General features: G+C 68.6%; 19 protein-coding genes. 9 read left to right on the top strand and 10 right to left on the bottom strand.

Features of this window, described 5'->3' with window-relative positions:
* Positions 1 to 63 precede the first annotated feature (63 nt).
* The 9 genes from flgJ to flgB form a co-directional block, all read right to left on the bottom strand.
* Positions 64 to 1,089, bottom strand: coding sequence for a flagellar assembly peptidoglycan hydrolase FlgJ (gene flgJ, locus C9F13_RS10950; RefSeq protein WP_108446296.1), 1,026 nt, complete (start codon positions 1,087 to 1,089; stop codon positions 64 to 66).
* Positions 1,089 to 2,183: a flagellar basal body P-ring protein FlgI gene (locus C9F13_RS10945; protein ID WP_170121146.1), complete on the bottom strand. Its 1,095-nt coding sequence runs from the start codon at positions 2,181 to 2,183 to the stop codon at positions 1,089 to 1,091. Before C9F13_RS10945 ends, flgJ begins: the two co-directional genes overlap by 1 nt.
* Positions 2,184 to 2,238: 55 nt before the next feature.
* On the bottom strand, positions 2,239 to 2,922 hold the full coding sequence (locus tag C9F13_RS10940; protein ID WP_425432886.1) for a flagellar basal body L-ring protein FlgH: 684 nt from the start codon (positions 2,920 to 2,922) through the stop codon (positions 2,239 to 2,241).
* A gap of 51 nt (positions 2,923 to 2,973) precedes the next feature.
* Positions 2,974 to 3,756 carry a flagellar basal-body rod protein FlgG gene (flgG, locus tag C9F13_RS10935; RefSeq protein ID WP_108446293.1) on the bottom strand — a complete coding sequence of 261 codons (783 nt, stop codon included), beginning with the start codon at positions 3,754 to 3,756 and terminating at the stop codon, positions 2,974 to 2,976.
* A gap of 27 nt (positions 3,757 to 3,783) precedes the next feature.
* Positions 3,784 to 4,539: a flagellar basal body rod protein FlgF gene (locus tag C9F13_RS10930; protein WP_108446292.1), complete on the bottom strand. Its 756-nt coding sequence runs from the start codon at positions 4,537 to 4,539 to the stop codon at positions 3,784 to 3,786.
* A 15-nt stretch (positions 4,540 to 4,554) separates the two neighbouring features.
* Positions 4,555 to 5,799 (bottom strand): flagellar hook protein FlgE, encoded by a 1,245-nt coding sequence (gene flgE, locus C9F13_RS10925; RefSeq protein WP_108446291.1) that lies wholly within the window; start codon positions 5,797 to 5,799, stop codon positions 4,555 to 4,557.
* A gap of 63 nt (positions 5,800 to 5,862) precedes the next feature.
* Positions 5,863 to 6,576, bottom strand: coding sequence for a flagellar hook assembly protein FlgD (gene flgD / locus C9F13_RS10920; protein ID WP_108446290.1), 714 nt, complete (start codon positions 6,574 to 6,576; stop codon positions 5,863 to 5,865).
* 4 nt (positions 6,577 to 6,580) lie between these two features.
* The gene (flgC, locus tag C9F13_RS10915) at positions 6,581 to 6,988 is read right to left on the bottom strand and encodes a flagellar basal body rod protein FlgC (protein WP_108446289.1); all 408 of its coding nucleotides are present in this window, start codon (positions 6,986 to 6,988) and stop codon (positions 6,581 to 6,583) included.
* A 15-nt stretch (positions 6,989 to 7,003) separates the two neighbouring features.
* The gene (gene flgB, locus C9F13_RS10910) at positions 7,004 to 7,411 is read right to left on the bottom strand and encodes a flagellar basal body rod protein FlgB (protein ID WP_108446288.1); all 408 of its coding nucleotides are present in this window, start codon (positions 7,409 to 7,411) and stop codon (positions 7,004 to 7,006) included.
* A gap of 160 nt (positions 7,412 to 7,571) precedes the next feature.
* On the opposite strand from flgB, the gene flgA reads away from it, so the two are divergent.
* The 3 genes from flgA (at position 7,572) to C9F13_RS10895 (ending at position 9,141) form a co-directional block, all read left to right on the top strand.
* Positions 7,572 to 8,285 (top strand): flagellar basal body P-ring formation chaperone FlgA, encoded by a 714-nt coding sequence (gene flgA, locus C9F13_RS10905; RefSeq protein ID WP_108446287.1) that lies wholly within the window; start codon positions 7,572 to 7,574, stop codon positions 8,283 to 8,285.
* 116 nt (positions 8,286 to 8,401) lie between these two features.
* Positions 8,402 to 8,695 (top strand): flagellar biosynthesis anti-sigma factor FlgM, encoded by a 294-nt coding sequence (gene flgM, locus C9F13_RS10900; protein WP_108446286.1) that lies wholly within the window; start codon positions 8,402 to 8,404, stop codon positions 8,693 to 8,695.
* Positions 8,692 to 9,141, top strand: a complete 450-nt coding sequence (locus C9F13_RS10895) for a flagella synthesis protein FlgN (RefSeq protein WP_108446285.1) — start codon at positions 8,692 to 8,694, stop codon at positions 9,139 to 9,141. The genes flgM and C9F13_RS10895 overlap by 4 nt, the downstream gene beginning before the upstream one ends.
* Positions 9,142 to 9,195: 54 nt before the next feature.
* On the opposite strand, the gene C9F13_RS10890 is transcribed toward C9F13_RS10895, so the two are convergent.
* Positions 9,196 to 10,884: a GGDEF domain-containing phosphodiesterase gene (locus tag C9F13_RS10890; protein ID WP_170121143.1), complete on the bottom strand. Its 1,689-nt coding sequence runs from the start codon at positions 10,882 to 10,884 to the stop codon at positions 9,196 to 9,198.
* A gap of 266 nt (positions 10,885 to 11,150) precedes the next feature.
* Between C9F13_RS10890 and C9F13_RS10885 the strand changes: the two genes are divergently transcribed.
* From C9F13_RS10885 to flhD, 6 genes are all read left to right on the top strand, one after another.
* Positions 11,151 to 12,836 (top strand): HD domain-containing phosphohydrolase, encoded by a 1,686-nt coding sequence (locus tag C9F13_RS10885; protein ID WP_108446283.1) that lies wholly within the window; start codon positions 11,151 to 11,153, stop codon positions 12,834 to 12,836.
* A 195-nt stretch (positions 12,837 to 13,031) separates the two neighbouring features.
* Complete coding sequence (gene fliS, locus C9F13_RS10880; protein ID WP_108446282.1) at positions 13,032 to 13,451, top strand: flagellar export chaperone FliS; 420 nt, start codon at positions 13,032 to 13,034, stop codon at positions 13,449 to 13,451.
* A complete protein-coding gene (locus C9F13_RS10875; RefSeq protein ID WP_108446281.1) occupies positions 13,448 to 13,828 on the top strand; it encodes a flagellar protein FliT in 381 nt (126 codons plus the stop codon). The genes fliS and C9F13_RS10875 overlap by 4 nt, the downstream gene beginning before the upstream one ends.
* Positions 13,825 to 15,039: a flagellar hook-length control protein FliK gene (gene fliK, locus C9F13_RS10870; RefSeq protein WP_108446280.1), complete on the top strand. Its 1,215-nt coding sequence runs from the start codon at positions 13,825 to 13,827 to the stop codon at positions 15,037 to 15,039. The genes C9F13_RS10875 and fliK overlap by 4 nt, the downstream gene beginning before the upstream one ends.
* Positions 15,036 to 15,308 (top strand): EscU/YscU/HrcU family type III secretion system export apparatus switch protein, encoded by a 273-nt coding sequence (locus C9F13_RS10865; protein ID WP_108446279.1) that lies wholly within the window; start codon positions 15,036 to 15,038, stop codon positions 15,306 to 15,308. The genes fliK and C9F13_RS10865 overlap by 4 nt, the downstream gene beginning before the upstream one ends.
* A gap of 327 nt (positions 15,309 to 15,635) precedes the next feature.
* The gene (flhD, locus tag C9F13_RS10860; protein ID WP_108446278.1) at positions 15,636 to 15,962 is read left to right on the top strand and encodes a flagellar transcriptional regulator FlhD; all 327 of its coding nucleotides are present in this window, start codon (positions 15,636 to 15,638) and stop codon (positions 15,960 to 15,962) included.
* Positions 15,963 to 15,965 lie beyond the last annotated feature (3 nt).

Below are 15,965 nucleotides of genomic sequence, written 5' to 3'. Positions count from 1 at the left end.
GCGTGATTTCCTTAGGCCGATAGCCGTCTTATCGGCGGGGCGGCGGCACTCTTGAGCGCCGAATCAGTACGGGGTGGCGTAGGGCGAGACGGGGCCGCGACTCGCGAGGGTCGTGTCGCCGGCCAGCGGGCCGAGGGTATCCATCACGGCGATCAGCTTGTCGGCGTAGGCCGGGTCGGTGGCATAACCGCCCTGCTGAAGGGCCCGGGCGGCCTGGTCGGCGCTGCCCGCCGTCACCACGCCGGCGTAGCGCGGATTGTCACCGATCAGGCGGGCATAGTCGGTGAAGGCCTCCTCGAAGGAGCCGTAGACTCGGAAGCGGTCGCGCACGGCCTGGCGCCGGCCGTCGATCACCTCGTGGGTGAGGATCTCGGTGGTCTCGCCCCGCCAGGTGCTGCCGGCCTTGATGCCGAAGAGGTTGTGGCTGTTGCCGCCGCCCGGGGTGGCGATCTCGTGTCGGCCCCAGCCGGTCTCCAGCGCCGCCTGGGCCAGGATCAGCTCGGCCGGCACGCCGGAGGCGCGGCTGGCCGCCCGGGCGGGCGCCGCCAGGCGCTCGAGGAAGTCACGCACGTGGGCCGGCCGCTCGTCACGGAGCCGAGAGGCGGTGTCCGCCGGGGCGTCCGTCTGCAGTGCGTCGAGGAAGGAGCGCGGCATCGAAGCGGCATCCGCCTCGCCGTCCCCTTCCGGGCGCAGGGCGTTCTCGAGGGGGCGCGGCGTGCCGCGGGGAATGCCGGCGATCAGCGCCTCGAGTTCGCCGTCGCGGGCCGGCGTCGCGCCGCCGAAGCGACCGTCGAGCTGCGCCGTCAGCCGCTCCGCCAGGCCCACACCACTCTCGGCGATGCCCTGGGACCACTGCTTGTCGAGCAGCTCCTGGAAGTACTCCGTCTGGCGATTGTCGAGCAGCCCCGAGGAGGGCACGGCATCGCGCATGCTCTTCATCATCATCTGCACGAACAGCGCCTCGAACTGCCTGGCCGCGGCGTCCAGCCCCTCGCCCGGGGTCTGGCGGGCGCTGTGCTTGATCCGCTCGAGGCCCTGGACGTCGAGGGCGAACTGCCCGCTCATGGTGTCGGGAGCGTTCAGGCTCATCAGATGATCTCCAGCTCGGCGCGCAGCGATCCGGCCGCCTTGAGGGCCTCGAGGATCGACATCAGGTCATTGGGCGTGGCGCCCAGGGAGTTGAGGGCATCCACCACGTCGAGCAGGTTGGCGCCCTCCACCACCTTGAGGGTGCCGGGCTGCTGCTGGATGCTGATCTCAGTGTCCTCGACCACCACGGTCTCGCCGCCGCCGAAGGGGTTGGGCTGGCTGACGCCCACCTCGGTGTCGATGACGATGGAGAGGTTGCCGTGGGCCACCGCGGCCTGGCGCAGGGTGACGGCGCCGTTGAGCACGATGGAGCCGGTGCGGGAGTTCAGCACCACCCGCGCCGGCGCCTCGGTGGGCGTGACCTCGATGTTCTCGATCCGCGCCATGAAGTTGACCCGGGCGTTGGCGTCCCGGGGGCCGTCCAGGGCGATCACCCGGCCGTTGCGGGCGGCGGCCACGGGGCGGCCGAACTCGCGGTTGATGGCGCTGACCACCCGCTGGGCGGTGCCGAAGTCGCTGCTGTCGAGCTCCAGCTCGAGCAGGCCGCCGTTGGCCCCCAGCGCCAGCGGCACCTCGCGCTCCACGGTCGCACCGCCGCTGATCCGCCCGCCGGCCTGCTGGTTGATCTGCACGCTGGCACCGCCGGCGGAGGCCCCCGCGCCGCCCACCAGCAGGTTGCCCTGGGCGATGGCGTAGGTGTCGCCGTCGGCGCCCTTCAGCGGCGTCATCAGCAGGGTGCCGCCGCGCAGGCTGTCGGCGTTGCCGACCGAGGAGACCACCACGTCGAAGCGCTGCCCGGGGCGGGCGAAGGGCGGCAGGTCGGCGGTGACCATCACCGCCGCCACGTTGCGCAGCTGCATGTTGGTGCCGGGGGGCACGGTGATGCCCAGCTGCGAGAGCATGTTGGTCAGGCTCTGGCCGGTGAAGGGCGCCTGCATGGTCTGGTCGCCCGTGCCGTCCAGGCCGACCACCAGGCCGTAGCCCACCAGGGCGTTGTCGCGCACCCCGGCGAAGCCGGCCAGATCGCGCAGGCGTTCGGCCTGGGCCGGCAGCGCGACCAGGCAGCCCAGGACCAGCGCCAACGAGCGGACCATCAGTGACGCGCGGCGGGACATCGTGCGGACTGTGCCGAAGTTCATGCGATCACCATCAGAAGGGTGAGACGTTGAGGAAGAAGCGCTGCAGCCAGCCCATGTGCTGCGCCTCGTTGATGTAGCCGTTGCCGACGTACTCGATGCGCGCATCCGCCACCGAGGTCGAGGGCACGGTATTCTGGCCGGTGATGGTGCGCGGATTGACCACCCCGGCAAAGCGGATGAACTCGGTGCCCTGGTTGATGGCGATCTGCTTCTCGCCACGCACCCGGAGGTTGCCGTTGTTCATCACCTCGACCACCGAGACGGTGATGGTGCCGGTGAAGGAGTTGTTGGCCTCGGAGCCGCCGCCCCCCTCGAAGTCGCTCTCGCCGGAGGCGGAGATGTCGAAGCCGAGCGCGGCCAGCTGCTCGATGGCATCGGCCTGCTGGTCGAAGCCGAGGCTCGAGGAGCCGTTGCGATCGGCGTTGGAGCGGGCGTTCTTGCTGGCGCTGACCTCCTCGTCCAGCACGATGGTCAGGATATCGCCCACCATGCGCGGCCGCCGGTCCTCGAACAGCGGCTGGTAGCCGCGGTGCGCCTGATAGATGGAGCCGTTGGCCCGCGGGGCCGGCCGGTCCGGGATCATGATCTGCTCCTGCTCGCCGACCACCGAGGCGCGCGGCACCTGGGCACAGCCGCCCAGCAGCACCAGCACCAGGACACAGAGCCCGCGCAGGCACCGCCCGCTGTCGAACATTCCGGCATTCATGACTACTCTCCTTCTCTCACCCGCGCTCCTCCCTCGTCGTTACAGCTGGGCGAGGCGCGCCAGCATCTCGTCGCTGGTCTTCACGGCCTTGCTGTTGATCTCGTAGGCCCGCTGGGTCTGGATCATGCTGACCATCTCTTCCACCACGTTGACGTTGGACGTCTCCACGTAGCCTTGGAACAGGCGTCCCGCGCCGTTCAGGCCGGGGATGCCCTCGTTGCGGGGGCCGGAGGCGGTGGTCTCGGTGTAGAGGTTGCCGCCGATACTCTCTAGCCCGGTGGGATTGACGAAGGTGGAGACGGTGATCTGGCCCACCTCGTTGGACTGGGTGCTGCCCGGCTGCTTCACCGACACGATGCCGTCCTCGCCGATGCTCACCGACAGCGCGTTGTCGGGGATGATGATCGCCGGCTCCAGCGGATAGCCGTTGGCGGTGACCATCTGGCCGTTGGCATCCAGCTGGAAGCTGCCGTCGCGGGTATAGCCGGTGGTGCCGTCCGGCATCAGCACCTGGAAGAAGCCCTGGCCGTTGATGGCGAGGTCGCGGGAGTTGCCGGTCTGTTCAAGCCCTCCCTGGGTGTGCAGGCGCTCGGTGGCCACCGGGCGCACGCCGGTGCCGACCTGCATGCCCGACGGCAGGCGGTTCTGGACGTCGTTCTGGGCGCCGGGCTGGCGCAGGTTCTGGTAGAGCAGGTCCTCGAACACCGCCCGGGACTGCTTGAAGCCGTTGGTGTTGACGTTGGCCAGGTTGTTGGAGATCACGTCCAGCTTGACCTGCTGGGACTCGAGGCCGGTCTTCGCCGTCCACAGTGACTTGATCATCTAGGCATTCCTCGTGTTCGGGGCATCTCAGCTCAGGGAGAGCAGGCTGTTGGCGCGCTGGGCGTTCTCGTCGGCGGTGCTGATGACCTTGGTCTGCATCTCGTAGCGCCGCGCCACGTCGATCATCGACACCATGGCGTCCACGGCGCCGACGTTGCTGCCCTCCAGGGCACCGCTGACCAGCCGGGCCTCGTCGTCGGCGGGCAGCGCCGCCGGGGCGCCCTCGCCGCCGGGCGGGGCCCGGAAGAGGCCGTCGTTGCCGCGGACCACGCCCGCCTCGCCGGGCGTGACCAGCTTGAGGCGGCCCACGGCCACCAGGGCGTCTGGCCCCTGGCCCTGGGCGATGGCGCTCAGGGTGCCGTCGCTGCCCACCGAGAGCTGGGCGCCCAGCGGCACCTGGATGGGGCCGCCCTCGCCGATCACCGGGCGGCCAACGCTGGTCACCAGGCCGTCGCTGTCCACCTGGAGATCGCCGCGGCGGGTGTAGGCCTCGGTACCGTCCGCCGCCTGCACCGCGAGCCAGGCATCGCCCTCCATCGCCACGTCGAGCGCCCGGCCGGTGCGGTTCATGGGGCCGGGCGCGAAGTCCGCCCCCGGCGTCGAGGCGGCCACCGAGACCCGCGTGGGCAGGGCGCCGTCGCCCTGTACCGGCACGGCGCGCATGGCGTGCAGCTGGGCGCGAAAGCCGACGGTGTCCACGTTGGAGAGGTTGTGGCTGACCACCGACTGCTGCTCCATGCTCTGCCGGGCGCCGCTCATGGCGGTGTAGAGGATGCGATCCATGGCGCGACTCCCGCCTTAGCGACTCAGGTTGATCGAGGCCTGGAGGACCTCGTCCTGGGTCTTGATGGTCTGGGAGTTGGCCTGGTAGGCGCGCTGGGTGACGATCATGTCCACCAGCTGCTTGGCCAGATCCACGTTGGAGGTCTCGATGGCGCCGGACTGGATGCTGCCCAGCACGCCGGTGCCGGCCTCGCCCAGCAGCTCCTGGCCGGAGGCCGCAGTAGCGGTCCAGGCGTTGTCGCCGACCGACTGGAGGCCCTCCGGGTTGCGGAAGTTGGACAGCGTGATCTGGCCCGCGGGGCGCGACTGCTCGTTGGTGTAGTTGCGCGTCACGGTGCCATCGTCTTCGATGGTGATCCCCACCAGGGCGCCGGAGGTATAGCCGTTCTGGGTCAGGTCGCTGGCCCGGGAGTTGTTGCCGAACTGGGTGGAACCGGCCAGGTTCATGTCGAAGGTCAGATCCTGGGGCTCGTCACCCAGGAAGTCGGCGGAGGCGAAAGTGTAGGTCTGGTCGCCGCCGGCGGTCAGCTGGCCGTTGTTGTTGAAGGTCAACGTCCTCTCCTGCGGCGCCGGCGTTGCAGCTCCGTCCATCAGCGCCTGACCGTCCATAGCGATACGCGAGGTCCACTGGTTGGGACCCGTCTTCTCGTAGTAGGCGGTGATGTTGCGGGGATTGCCCAGGGAGTCGTAGACGGTGAAGTTGTTGGAGTAGTGGTAATCGATGGCCACATCATTGCCGTTGACGTCGACCAGCGTGGTCTGGCGCAGCTCTTCGCCGACGACTTCCCGGGCATCCAGATTGAGGGTGGTGGACACGTCGGTGGTGGCGCTGGCGGGCATCTCCTCGGACGGCACCTGCAGCACCTGGGGCTGGCCGCCGGTCTCGACGTTGCCGGCTGCGTTGAGGCCGTAGCCCATGATCCGCGCGCCCTGGGCGTTCTGCAGGTAGCCGTCCGGTGTCATGGAGAGCTGGCCGTTGCGCGAGTAGACCACCTCGCCATTCTGCTGGAAGCGATAGAAGCCCTGACCGCTCACCGCCAGGTCGAGCTCGCGACCGGTGGCCTCGATGTTGCCGGCACCGAAATCCTGAAGCACCTGGGAGACCTTGGTGCCCAGGCCCGTGGAGCCGGCGAAGACGTCGGCGAACTGGGCACCGGCACTCTTGTAGCCCACGGTCTGGGAGTTGGCGATGTTGTTGCCCAGCACGTCGAGGCTGGAGGAGGCGGCGTTCAGGCCGCTGAGCGCTTGAGAGAAACCCATGTCACTGTCCCTGCGTTGGCTGAGTATCGAACGGAGAACGGCTCGTGATCGAGCGGCCCGTCATCAGAGGATCTGCTTGATATCCGAGAGCCCGACCCGGCCATAGACGGCCCCCAGATCGAGCTGCACCTGTCCGCCATTGGTCGGCGGCGTGACGCTGCCGACCACGGCGTAGTTGAGGGTCTCGACGGGCACCGCCTCGTCCCCTCGGGTGGCCTCGACGCTGACGCTGTAGGCGCCGTCGGCGGCGGTCTGGCCGTCGCTGGTCTGGCCATCCCAGCTGAAGGACTCCACCCCGGCCTTGGCCGAGCCCATCTCGTAGCGGTTCACGACCTGGCCGGACTGGTTGGTGATGGTGACGATGACGTTGTCGGCGGGCTGATCTAGCTCGATGCCGAAGGGCGTGGTGGTCACCTGGGCCTCCTCGCCCTCGGCCGCCTCGCCCTGGCTCAGCAGCACGCGATCGCCGGGCACCAGCACGCCCTTGCCGATCAGCGAGGTGGCCTGCAGGGCCTGACCGGCGTCGATCTGGCCGGTGATCGCCGCCATCGACTCGTTGAGCTCCTCGATGCCGCTGACGGTGTTGATCTGCGCCAGCTGGGCGGTCATGTCCTCGTTCTTCATCGGACTGAGCGGGTCCTGGTTCTGCAGCTGCGTCACCAGCATGGTCATGAAGTTGTTGCGCAGTTCGTCCGACTGGCGGGCGCTCAGGCTCGCGCCACCCGCGGCGCCGCCGTTGATGCCATTGATCACGCCGCTATCGATAGTGCTCGCCATGTGGTTATCCCTCGCCCAGGGTCAGTGTCTTGAGCATCAGCTGCTTGTTGGTGTTCATCACCTCGACGTTGGCCTGGTAGGAGCGCGAGGCGGAGATCATGTTGACCATCTCGCCCACCGGGTCGACGTTGGGCATGGTCACGTAGCCCGCGTCGTCGGCCAGAGGATGCCCGGGGCGATACTCCTGGCGCATGGGCGAGGGGTCTTCCACCACCTCGCGCACCCCCACGCCGCCGATGCCGTCGCGGGTCCGGGCGCGGGTCTCGAACATCACCTGCTTGGCCCGGTAGGCCTCGCCGTCGGGGCCCGCGACGCTGTCCGCGTTGGCCAGGTTGCTGGCGGTGACGTTCATGCGCTGCGACTGGGCGCTCATGGCCGAGCCGGAGATATCGAAGATGGAGAACATCGACATGGAATCCCTCCTGGATTATTCGGGCTGCATGGCCTTCTTGAGGCCCTGAATGCGGCTGTTGAGCATCGTCAGCGCCGCCTGGTAGCGCACCGAGTTGTCGGCGAACTGGGTGCGCTCGCGGTCCATGTCGACGGTATTGCCGTCGAGGCTCGGCTGGGCCGGCACCCGATAGAGCAGGTCGCGAGAGCCCGACATCGGCCCCCGGCCCTCGAGATGGCGCGAGGAGGTCCGCGACAGCGACAGGCCGTCGCTTCCGCCCTGCTGGACGGCCTTGTTGAGCTCGCTGGCGAAGTCCATGTCGCGGGCCTTGTAGCCTGGCGTGTCCGCATTGGCGATGTTGCTGGCCAGCACCTTCTGGCGCTCCTGGCGCAGCCCCAGGGCCTGCTGATGGAAGTTCAAAGAGGCTTCGAGCCGATCGATCATCTCGGCGCTCCCCGCAAAAGGTATGAGTCGACGGTGGAGAATAGCCAAGCGCCTGTCATGACAAAGGCACGAACAGCCGACATTCGGATAGCCAATTCACGAGTTTCGCCGCGAGGACGACCGCTAGAATCGTGGCATCACTCTCAAGCCTGGCCCCGACATGCTGCGCCACCGCCGATCACTTTGCCGCCTCCGGCACGCCGCTCGCCTGCTGGCGATGGCCCTGCTGCTGGCCGGGCCGAGCCACGCCGCGGCGGGCGCCGAGGCAGAGGCCCTGCTGGCGAAGGTCCACGACTTCCTCTCTGAGCGTGCCGCGGGATCGGGCGACGAGATCGCCGTCGAGGTGCATCCGCCGCGGGCCGCCCTACCCGCCTGCCCGGAGCCCGACATCTTCCTGCCCCGGGCCGCCAACAGGCCGGTCGGGCGCGTCTCCGTGGGAGTACGCTGCGACGCCGACAACCGGGTGCGCTACCTCCAGGCCGAGATCCTCGTCACCGGGCGCTACGTGGCACTGGCGCGGGACGTGCGGGCCGGCGAGACGATCCGCCCGGAGGCCCTGGCCGAGGTCGCCGGCCGCCTGGATCGGCTGCCCCGCCAGGCCGTGCTCGATCCCGACCGGGCGATCGGCCAGCAGGCCACCCGCCACCTGGCGGCGGGCCAGACACTGCAGCGCTATCACCTGCGCCCGCGGCCGCTGATCCAACGAGGTCAGCAGGTGGTGATCGAGGCGCGCGGGGCGGGCTTTCGGGTGACGCGAAGCGGCGAGGCGCTGGGAGCGGGAGGAAAAGGAGAGCGGCTGCGCGTGCGCCTCGCCGATCGCGAGATCCTCGAGGCGAGGGTCGTCGGCGAGGGGCGCCTGGTCGTGGACTTTTAGGCGCTGCGCTCACACACTCATCCACCCAAGCTCGCCGCAACGCGATACGCCGCGTTAAAGTTCGCGAATCGACGGCCGATACCCTTCATCAACACATCGGTCACGAGGCCATCACCGTGAAAATCGACAACCTCCATCCCCTGCCGCGTCCCGGCCAGGCGGAGCCGCGTGACGAGAGCCGCAAGGCGCAGGGCGCGACCCCTGCCCTGCATCAGGACGCCGCCCCCTCTGCCACGACCCACCTGAGCCAGGGTGCCGCGGATGCCAGCCAGGACATCGACACCGCCCGCGTCGAGGAGCTGCGCGAGGCCATTCGCGAGGGCCGGCTGGACGTGCGGGCCGAGCGCATCGCCGACGGCCTGATCGCCAGCGTCCAGGACCTGCTGAGCGGCGAGGATTCCCAGGCATGAGCCTCTACCGCCTGCTCGAAGAGCAGCAGTCTCGGCTCGAGGCGCTGACGCAACTGCTCGAGCACGAGCAGGAGCAGCTGCTGGAGGGTGAGATCGATGGCGCGCGACTCGAGAAGATCGCCCAGGAGAAGTTCCGCCTGCTCCTCAGCCTCGAGGAGACCGAGGGCAACCGGGCGAGGGTGCAGCGCAAGCTCGGCTACTCCGATGACGCCAGCGGCGCGCGCCAGGCGGCCGAGGAGGCGGGCTGCCTCGAGCAGTGGCAGGCCACCCTCGACATGGCGGCCCACACCGCCCGACTGAACGAGCGCAACGGCCGCCTGATCGGCCTGCGCACATCACACAACCAGCAGATGCTGGACTACATCCATCGCATCGCCGAGAAATCCGTGTACGCCCCCGACGGGCGCGCGACCATGGGGCAGCGGCGGCTGAACACCTCCGCCTGAGCAGCGCGCCGCTGCCGGCCTCCCCTGCTCCCTCACCGACCTGCCACCCCTGCCTTACGGCTCCATGGGCACCGGCCCGTCGGGATGATCCCCCAGCCATGTCACCAGCGCGTCGGCCGCCATCGGCGGCCCCAGCAGGTTCCCCTGCACCCGGTCGATGCCCTTGTTTCGCGCCGCGGCGAGTTCGTCGACCGTTTCCACCCCGACCATGGTGCTGCCCAGCTGCAGCGCCTTCAGGCATTGCGACAGTGCGCTGAGCGCCTGGCGAGCGAAGGGGCTGCTGTCCTTCAGGCCGTGCACCAGCTCACGGCCGATCTTGCCCCGGGTGACCGGCAGCATCGCCAGCCTTATCAGGTCGACCGGGGCCCCGCCCAGGTTGTCGACCACCAGCTGCACACCCATGCGGGAGAGACGGCGCAGCAGAAGACTATGGGTATCGGCCTGGCTGGAGAGCACTCGCCCATCGATCTCCAGCGCCAGCCAGCCAAGCTCGCCACAGCTCTGACGCAGGAAGCGATCCAGGGGGCGGCCATCGAAGACGCTCTGCTCGAGCAGGCTGGCATCGAGGTTGACCGATATCGTCAGCTCCGAGAGCGGGGCGCCGGCGACCTGCCAACGTTCGTGCTGCTCAATGACCTGCTCGATGACCCAGCGGTCGAGCCGGATCATCTGCGCCATCTCGACCACCATCGGCAGGAACTCGTGCGGTGGCAGCATGCCCCGCTCGGGATGCCGCCAGCGCACGAGAGCCTCGGCACCGACGCAACCGCCGCTGGCCAGGTCGATCTGGGGCTGGTAGGCGACGACGAAGTGGCGACCGGGGCAGAGCAGGGCCTCCTGCAGGCTATGCCGCAGCGCCATGCGCTGTGACAGCATCTGCTTCAGGCCCCGATCGAAGAAGGCATGGCCAGCCGGATAGGCCTGACCCAGTGCCTGACCGGCACGCCCCATCAACTGCTCGGACGTGATGCCATCCTCTGGATAGATGGCGATGCCGATGGAGAGGGTCAGCAGCAGCGGCGGTCGTCCCAGAGAGAAAGGCGCCTCCATGGCCTCGAGGCAGCGCAGCGCGGCAGCCTGCAGGCTCTCCGGGGAGACCGGGTGCTCGATCAGTACCGCCCAGCGATCGTCGCCCAGGTAGGCGATGCTGTCCTCGCCGCGCAGGGTGCCCGTCAGGCGGCGGCTGACCTGCGCCAGCAGGGTCTGCATCGCTTGCTCGCCATAGGCCTGGCGCACCTCATCGGCACGATCGAGCCGAACCAGCAGCACGGCCAACGGCTGATCGTGGCGATCCGCTCGCTCGATGGCATGACGCAGGCGATCCTCGAACACCCACTGGCTGGCCAGGCCGGTACTCGGGTCCGAGAAAGGCGGCACCTCCTCCGCCTGGCCGCCATGGAGATCCACGAAAGCCAGCAGCTTGGCCACGCCTGCCGGCGCACTCTCCGGGATCACCTCGGACATCAGCACCATTCTCGACGCCTCGAGCCCGTCGCTGGCGAGCCAGATGCGCTGCCAGCGAGGCCCCTCCGAGAGAACCTCCACCTCTCGCTGCACCGGCAGCCAGGAGACCATCCGCACGATGTCGGTCAGCCGCCGGCCAATGAGGTCGTCCCCTCCCATGCCAAGCATCCCCAGAAAACCGGCATTGGCCCACAGCACCTCATCCTGCACATCGAGCATCACCAGGGCCATCGGCGCATGCTCGAGCAGCAGTCGAGACAGCAGGGCAGGATGCTGCATCAGCGTCGCGGTCCCCTGGCTTCCCTCGCCAGAAGGCGACTGTGGTGGTGATCCAGCACCATCGTGTGACATGGGAAACTCCCGTTAAGGATAGTGAGCCTCGATGACTCGTAGACTATAGGAGGTTAGGACCACCGTCAGGACCATCGTCAACAAATATCGACCGCCATCCCCCGGACTTGAGGCGCCAGGCGAGCCGCCGACTCAAGATGGGCGCCGGCCGGCCGATAGAGATTTCAGGAAAAACCGGCGAGCAAGGGGCAAGGATGGCGCAGCAAGAGGATGGCTACACCCGCGTGGAGAGTCCTGCGGAGATCGAGACACTGCTGGAGACGCTGATCGAGCCCGGCGGGGCATCCCTGCAGGTAGACGCCCCGGGCAGCAAACCGCTTCCGGTGCTGGTGGCGGAGCAGCAACCCGATGCCGCCCTCCTGACGCTGGATATCAGCGCCATCCGCGAGATCGCCAGCGAGCTGATGCGTGGCCAGGCATTCCGGCTATTGGGCCAGGCCCAGGGCAAGATGCTGCGCACCCCGATGCTGACCATGCACGAGTGTCACGAGGAAAACGGTCGCCTGGTCTGCACCTGCCCCTTCCCCTACCACCTCGAGGTGCTGCAACGCCGCACCTCCTTCCGGGCTCGACTGCGACTGGGCATGGAGGTGGGCGCCATCCTGCGCGACGACCACGGGGGGGCGGTCCAGGGGGACCTGAAGGACCTCTCCCTGGAGGGCTGCCAGCTGGAGCTGGCGCTCTCCGCCGGGGGGCTGCTGGCGAACGCCGACCGCCCCCTGGAGGTGGAGCTCTGCTTTCCCAACGAGACCCGCTTCGTGGTGCGCGCCTCGCCGCGCCACCGGCAGGTGGACACCGAGCGCCAGATCGTCCTGGCGGGATTTCGCTTCGAGGCCACCAACGGTGAGCAGGAGCGCCAGCTCTGGTACTTCGTGCGCGAGATCGAACGCGAGTCCGCGCGCTACGCCGAAGGCAGCGAGGCCTCCCGCCTGCCATCACTGCTCTTCCAGACCCAGGCCGCCACGCCGCCCACCGTGGGGCGGCGCATCAGCCAGGCCTATCCCACGCCCATGGCCAAGCGGCTGGCACGCATCGCCGGTTACCTGGATGCCCAGCTGCTCGAGATTCAGCAGGGCGGCGAGGTGGACCCGGTGCAGCTGTCGCGGCATGCCGACCGCCTGCTGCAGCTGCATGACGAGGACCGTGACGGCCTGCTCTTCGCCACCCGCTGCCTGCAGCACGAACCCCGGCTGGTGCGCCACTGTCTCGCGGTGAGCGTCTTCCTGCTGGACCTGGCGGGACGACCGCCCATCCCCCGCGAGGTGAGCAAGGCCATGGTGGCGAGCGCCATGGTGCACGACCTGGGCAAGGCGCGATGGCCGACCGAACTCTGGCAGGTACCACGCCCCGATGAGCGCCAGCGCCGGCACATGCACGGCCACGTGGAGGAGCTGATGGGCCGCATGGGGCGCTGTCACTGGCTCTCGGCCAGCATCCTCGACTCGGTGGCGCACAACGTCAACGAGCGCCTGGACGGCAGCGGCTACCCCCGCGGCCTCACCGCCGATGGCCTGCACGAGCTGGCACGAGCCGCCGCGGTGGTGGACGCCATCGACGCCATGCGGCGGGACCGGCCGGATCGCCCCGCCTGGCGGATCGACGCCATCTACCGCCACCTGCTGCACCAGCCCGAGCGGTTCGACCAGCGCTGGGTCAAGCGCTACATCCAGCGCTTCGGCCTGCATCCGATCGGCTCGCTGGTCCGCTTCGACGGCGGCCAGCTGGCCTGGATCCAGGCCCTCGATGCCGAGGGACAACCCACCCAGGTCCAGCTGACCGATGCTTGCGAGCCTCCCGGCCCGGCCCTCGGCGAAATCCTGCGGGGCACCGCCATCCAGCGGCTCGGCAGCCTCCAGGAGGAGCTGCCGGTATCGAGCTAAAGTCGCCGTCACGCCGGCCGATAAAGAGAAATACCCCGTTTGGCAAGGGCTACTCATGGCCATGCCGACCGAGATCCTTGTCAGACTGATGGTATTGCCGGAGAGCATCATGACGACACCGTCACCGTGGACCACGGCACGACTCTCCCATCCCCGGCCATCCGTCACGGCCCCAACGAGAGGAGCAAACACCCCATGAGCGCCATGCGAGGAGCCGCCGCCTATGGACGCGGCGCCAGTGCCTACGCCAAGGTCGGCGTCGAGAGCGCCGTGATGTCGGCGAGCCCCCACCAGCTGATCGTGATGCTGTTCGACGGCGCCCTGGCGGCCATCCGCACCGCCCGCATTCACCTCGAGGGGGGCAACGTCGCGGAGAAGGGCAAGGCGATCTCCAAGGCGCTGGACATCGTCAACAACGGCCTGCTGGCCGCCCTGGACGCCGAACGCGGCGGCGAGATCGCCGAGCGCCTCGCCTCCCTCTACGACTACGTCGCACGCCTGCTGCTCTCGGCCAATCGCCACGACGACGTCGAGAGCCTCAACCAGGCGGAAGCGCTGCTGACCGACGTCGCCTCGGCCTGGCGGGAGATCGACGGCCAGGCGTCGGCAGGATGAGCATGGAGCACGGTGGGGAAGCGGCCGGCCAGCGGGCCCTGGTCGAGCACTATGAGGCATTGCGCTCGCGCACCCGCCAGATGCTGGCGTCGGCGCGCGACGCCGACTGGCCGACGCTGATCGACCAGCAGGAGGACTACCTCATGCAGGTGGAACGGCTGGCGACGCTGGAGGCCGAACGCCAGCTGGATGCCGCGAACCGGGCCCGCAAGGCGACGCTGCTCGAGGAGATCCTGGAGAACGATCTCGAGATCCGGACGCGCCTGATCGAGCGGCGCGACGAGCTGGGCGAGCTGATCGGTGCCGCGCAGCGGCAGCGCAAGCTGCACCGCGCCTATGACGTCAGCGATCCGGGCCACGGCAGCCGCGCCCGGTGAGCGGCATCACCCCGCTGCTGGACACCCTGCTGCACCAGGTGCTGGGCAAGCGGGTCGATACTCAACCGCCCCAGGATCTCAACCAGCCGGTCAAGCCGACCTCGCCCGCCGACGCGCCCAAGGCCCTGCACAGCGACTCGCGGCTCGATGCCCGTCCCCGGCCGGCGCCCCTGCCGGAACTGGGCCGCACAACCATCGAGCAGGGAGATCGCGCCTCACGATCGCTACCGGGGCCGGGCCAGCCCCCCACCTCGACACAGACCCACTTCAGTCGCTCGGCGCTCACCATCGCCGACCTGCTGATGCGCTTTCCCGCCCCGCCCTCCTCGGTGAGACCACCGACGCCGCTGATGGCCACCAAGCAGGCGCCGGACCCGATCAAGGTGGCGACTCGCCTGGAGGAGAGCATCCGCCATAGCGGACTCTTCTACGAGTCGCACCTGGCCCGCTGGTTCAAGGGGGAAATGTCACGCCAGCAGCTCGAGCGGGAGCCGCAGATGTGGCGCACCCTGCAGTTCGTCCTCACGGGCACGAGACAGGGCGACGCCGCCCCGAGCGGGCTGGCCGGTCCTCGCGACCTGCCCTTTCTTCCCGGCGCCCCCCTGCCCCGCGGGGCGCATGCCCCGCCGAAGGCTCCGCCGGCTGGCACGCCCTCCGCCTCACCGCCCCCGACCAACGCCGCGCCCCCGTCCCCCGCGACGGTACCGGCCAGCCCGACGCCATCGGTCGCCGGCACCGAGCAGGGCGCCGTCGCGCGCGAGCCGCTGGCCGAGTCGCTGCCGCGCCATCCTGCGGGCCCGCCGGTGCACGAGAGCCTGCAGGGCATCGTCCGTCACCAGCTCGAGATGCTGGTGACGCCGGCCCTGCGCTGGGAGGGCGACGTCTGGAGCGGGCTGTTCATGGCGCTGATGATCCCGCTGCCACCGGGCCACCAGGAGCCTCCGGGAGGCGAGGAGGCGTCCCGGGGCCGGGACGACGAGCAGCGCGGCTGGCGCTCGGAGATCGACCTGGATGTCGACGGCCTCGGCCGCCTGAAGGCCTCGCTCTGGATGGACGCTGACCGCGTGGAGATCGACCTGCGCCTGGCCCGTGAGTCGACTCGACAGCGGCTCGAGGGGGACCTGGAGAACCTCCGTGCCCGGCTGGCCGGCCACGGCTTCACGACGGTCCTGGTCGAGCTGGGCCCGCTGGACGAGGAATCGGCACCATGAGCAATCAGGATCCCCGTAAGCGTCGCCAGGCCGTGGCCCTGGCCTATCACGATACGAATGACGCGCCACGTGTCGTGGCGCAAGGATATGGCGAGCTGGCCGAGCGTATCATTGCAGAGGCCCGACGCCAGGGCGTCCATGTCCATGATGCACCGGAGCTGGTCGGCCTGCTGATGCAGCTGGACCTGGATGAGGCGATCCCCCCGCGGCTCTACCAGGTCATCGCGGAACTGCTGGTCTGGGTATACGAGCGAGCCGCGGAGAAATGAACGGGAAGGCCGTAGCGTGATAGACCACCACAATGGGTATCATAGCGATAACTATTGTAAACTTTTGTAAAATACTAAGTCTAATTTAATTCATGAGATACAGTCAAAGAGGCATGATTTTTCTCATCTTTTTTATTAGATATTGCCAATTCATCCATCCTGACCCGACCCGCCGACGCTAGAGACCGATTGCATCCCCCGCCCAGCCGCTGACAATACGTGACGATCAAGAGAGCGTGCCGGCAGTTGACCGGCTGCTGGCGCACGGCGCGGACCTGCCTCACGAGGGCAGCAACCATGCCATCACGATGGAAGGCCGACGGGACAATGGACAACAACAGCGTCATCGACGAGATCCATGAACTGAATCTCACCTATCTTCTGCTCGCTCAGCGTCTGCTCAACGAGGATCGGGACTCGGCCAAGTTTCGCCTCAAGATCGACGATGAGATGGCGGACCTGCTGCAGGAGCTCAACGCACGCCAGCTCACGCGGCTGTCGCGCGTCAATCAGCTGCTGTGCCACTTCGGCCACGACAGCGCCGAGCAGCTGCGCCAGCTGACCCAAAACCCCCGGGAGCAGGGACTCGCCCAGTTCCACGCCTCGCTGCTGATGGCATCCCGCCCGGCAGCCTCGACCGTGACGGAGCGCTAAGGG

It is taken from the genome of Halomonas denitrificans, assembly GCF_003056305.1.
Classification (GTDB): domain Bacteria; phylum Pseudomonadota; class Gammaproteobacteria; order Pseudomonadales; family Halomonadaceae; genus Halomonas; species Halomonas denitrificans.
The sequence above is the reverse complement of the archived record's forward strand: the minus strand, read 5'-3'. Positions and strand labels throughout refer to the sequence as shown.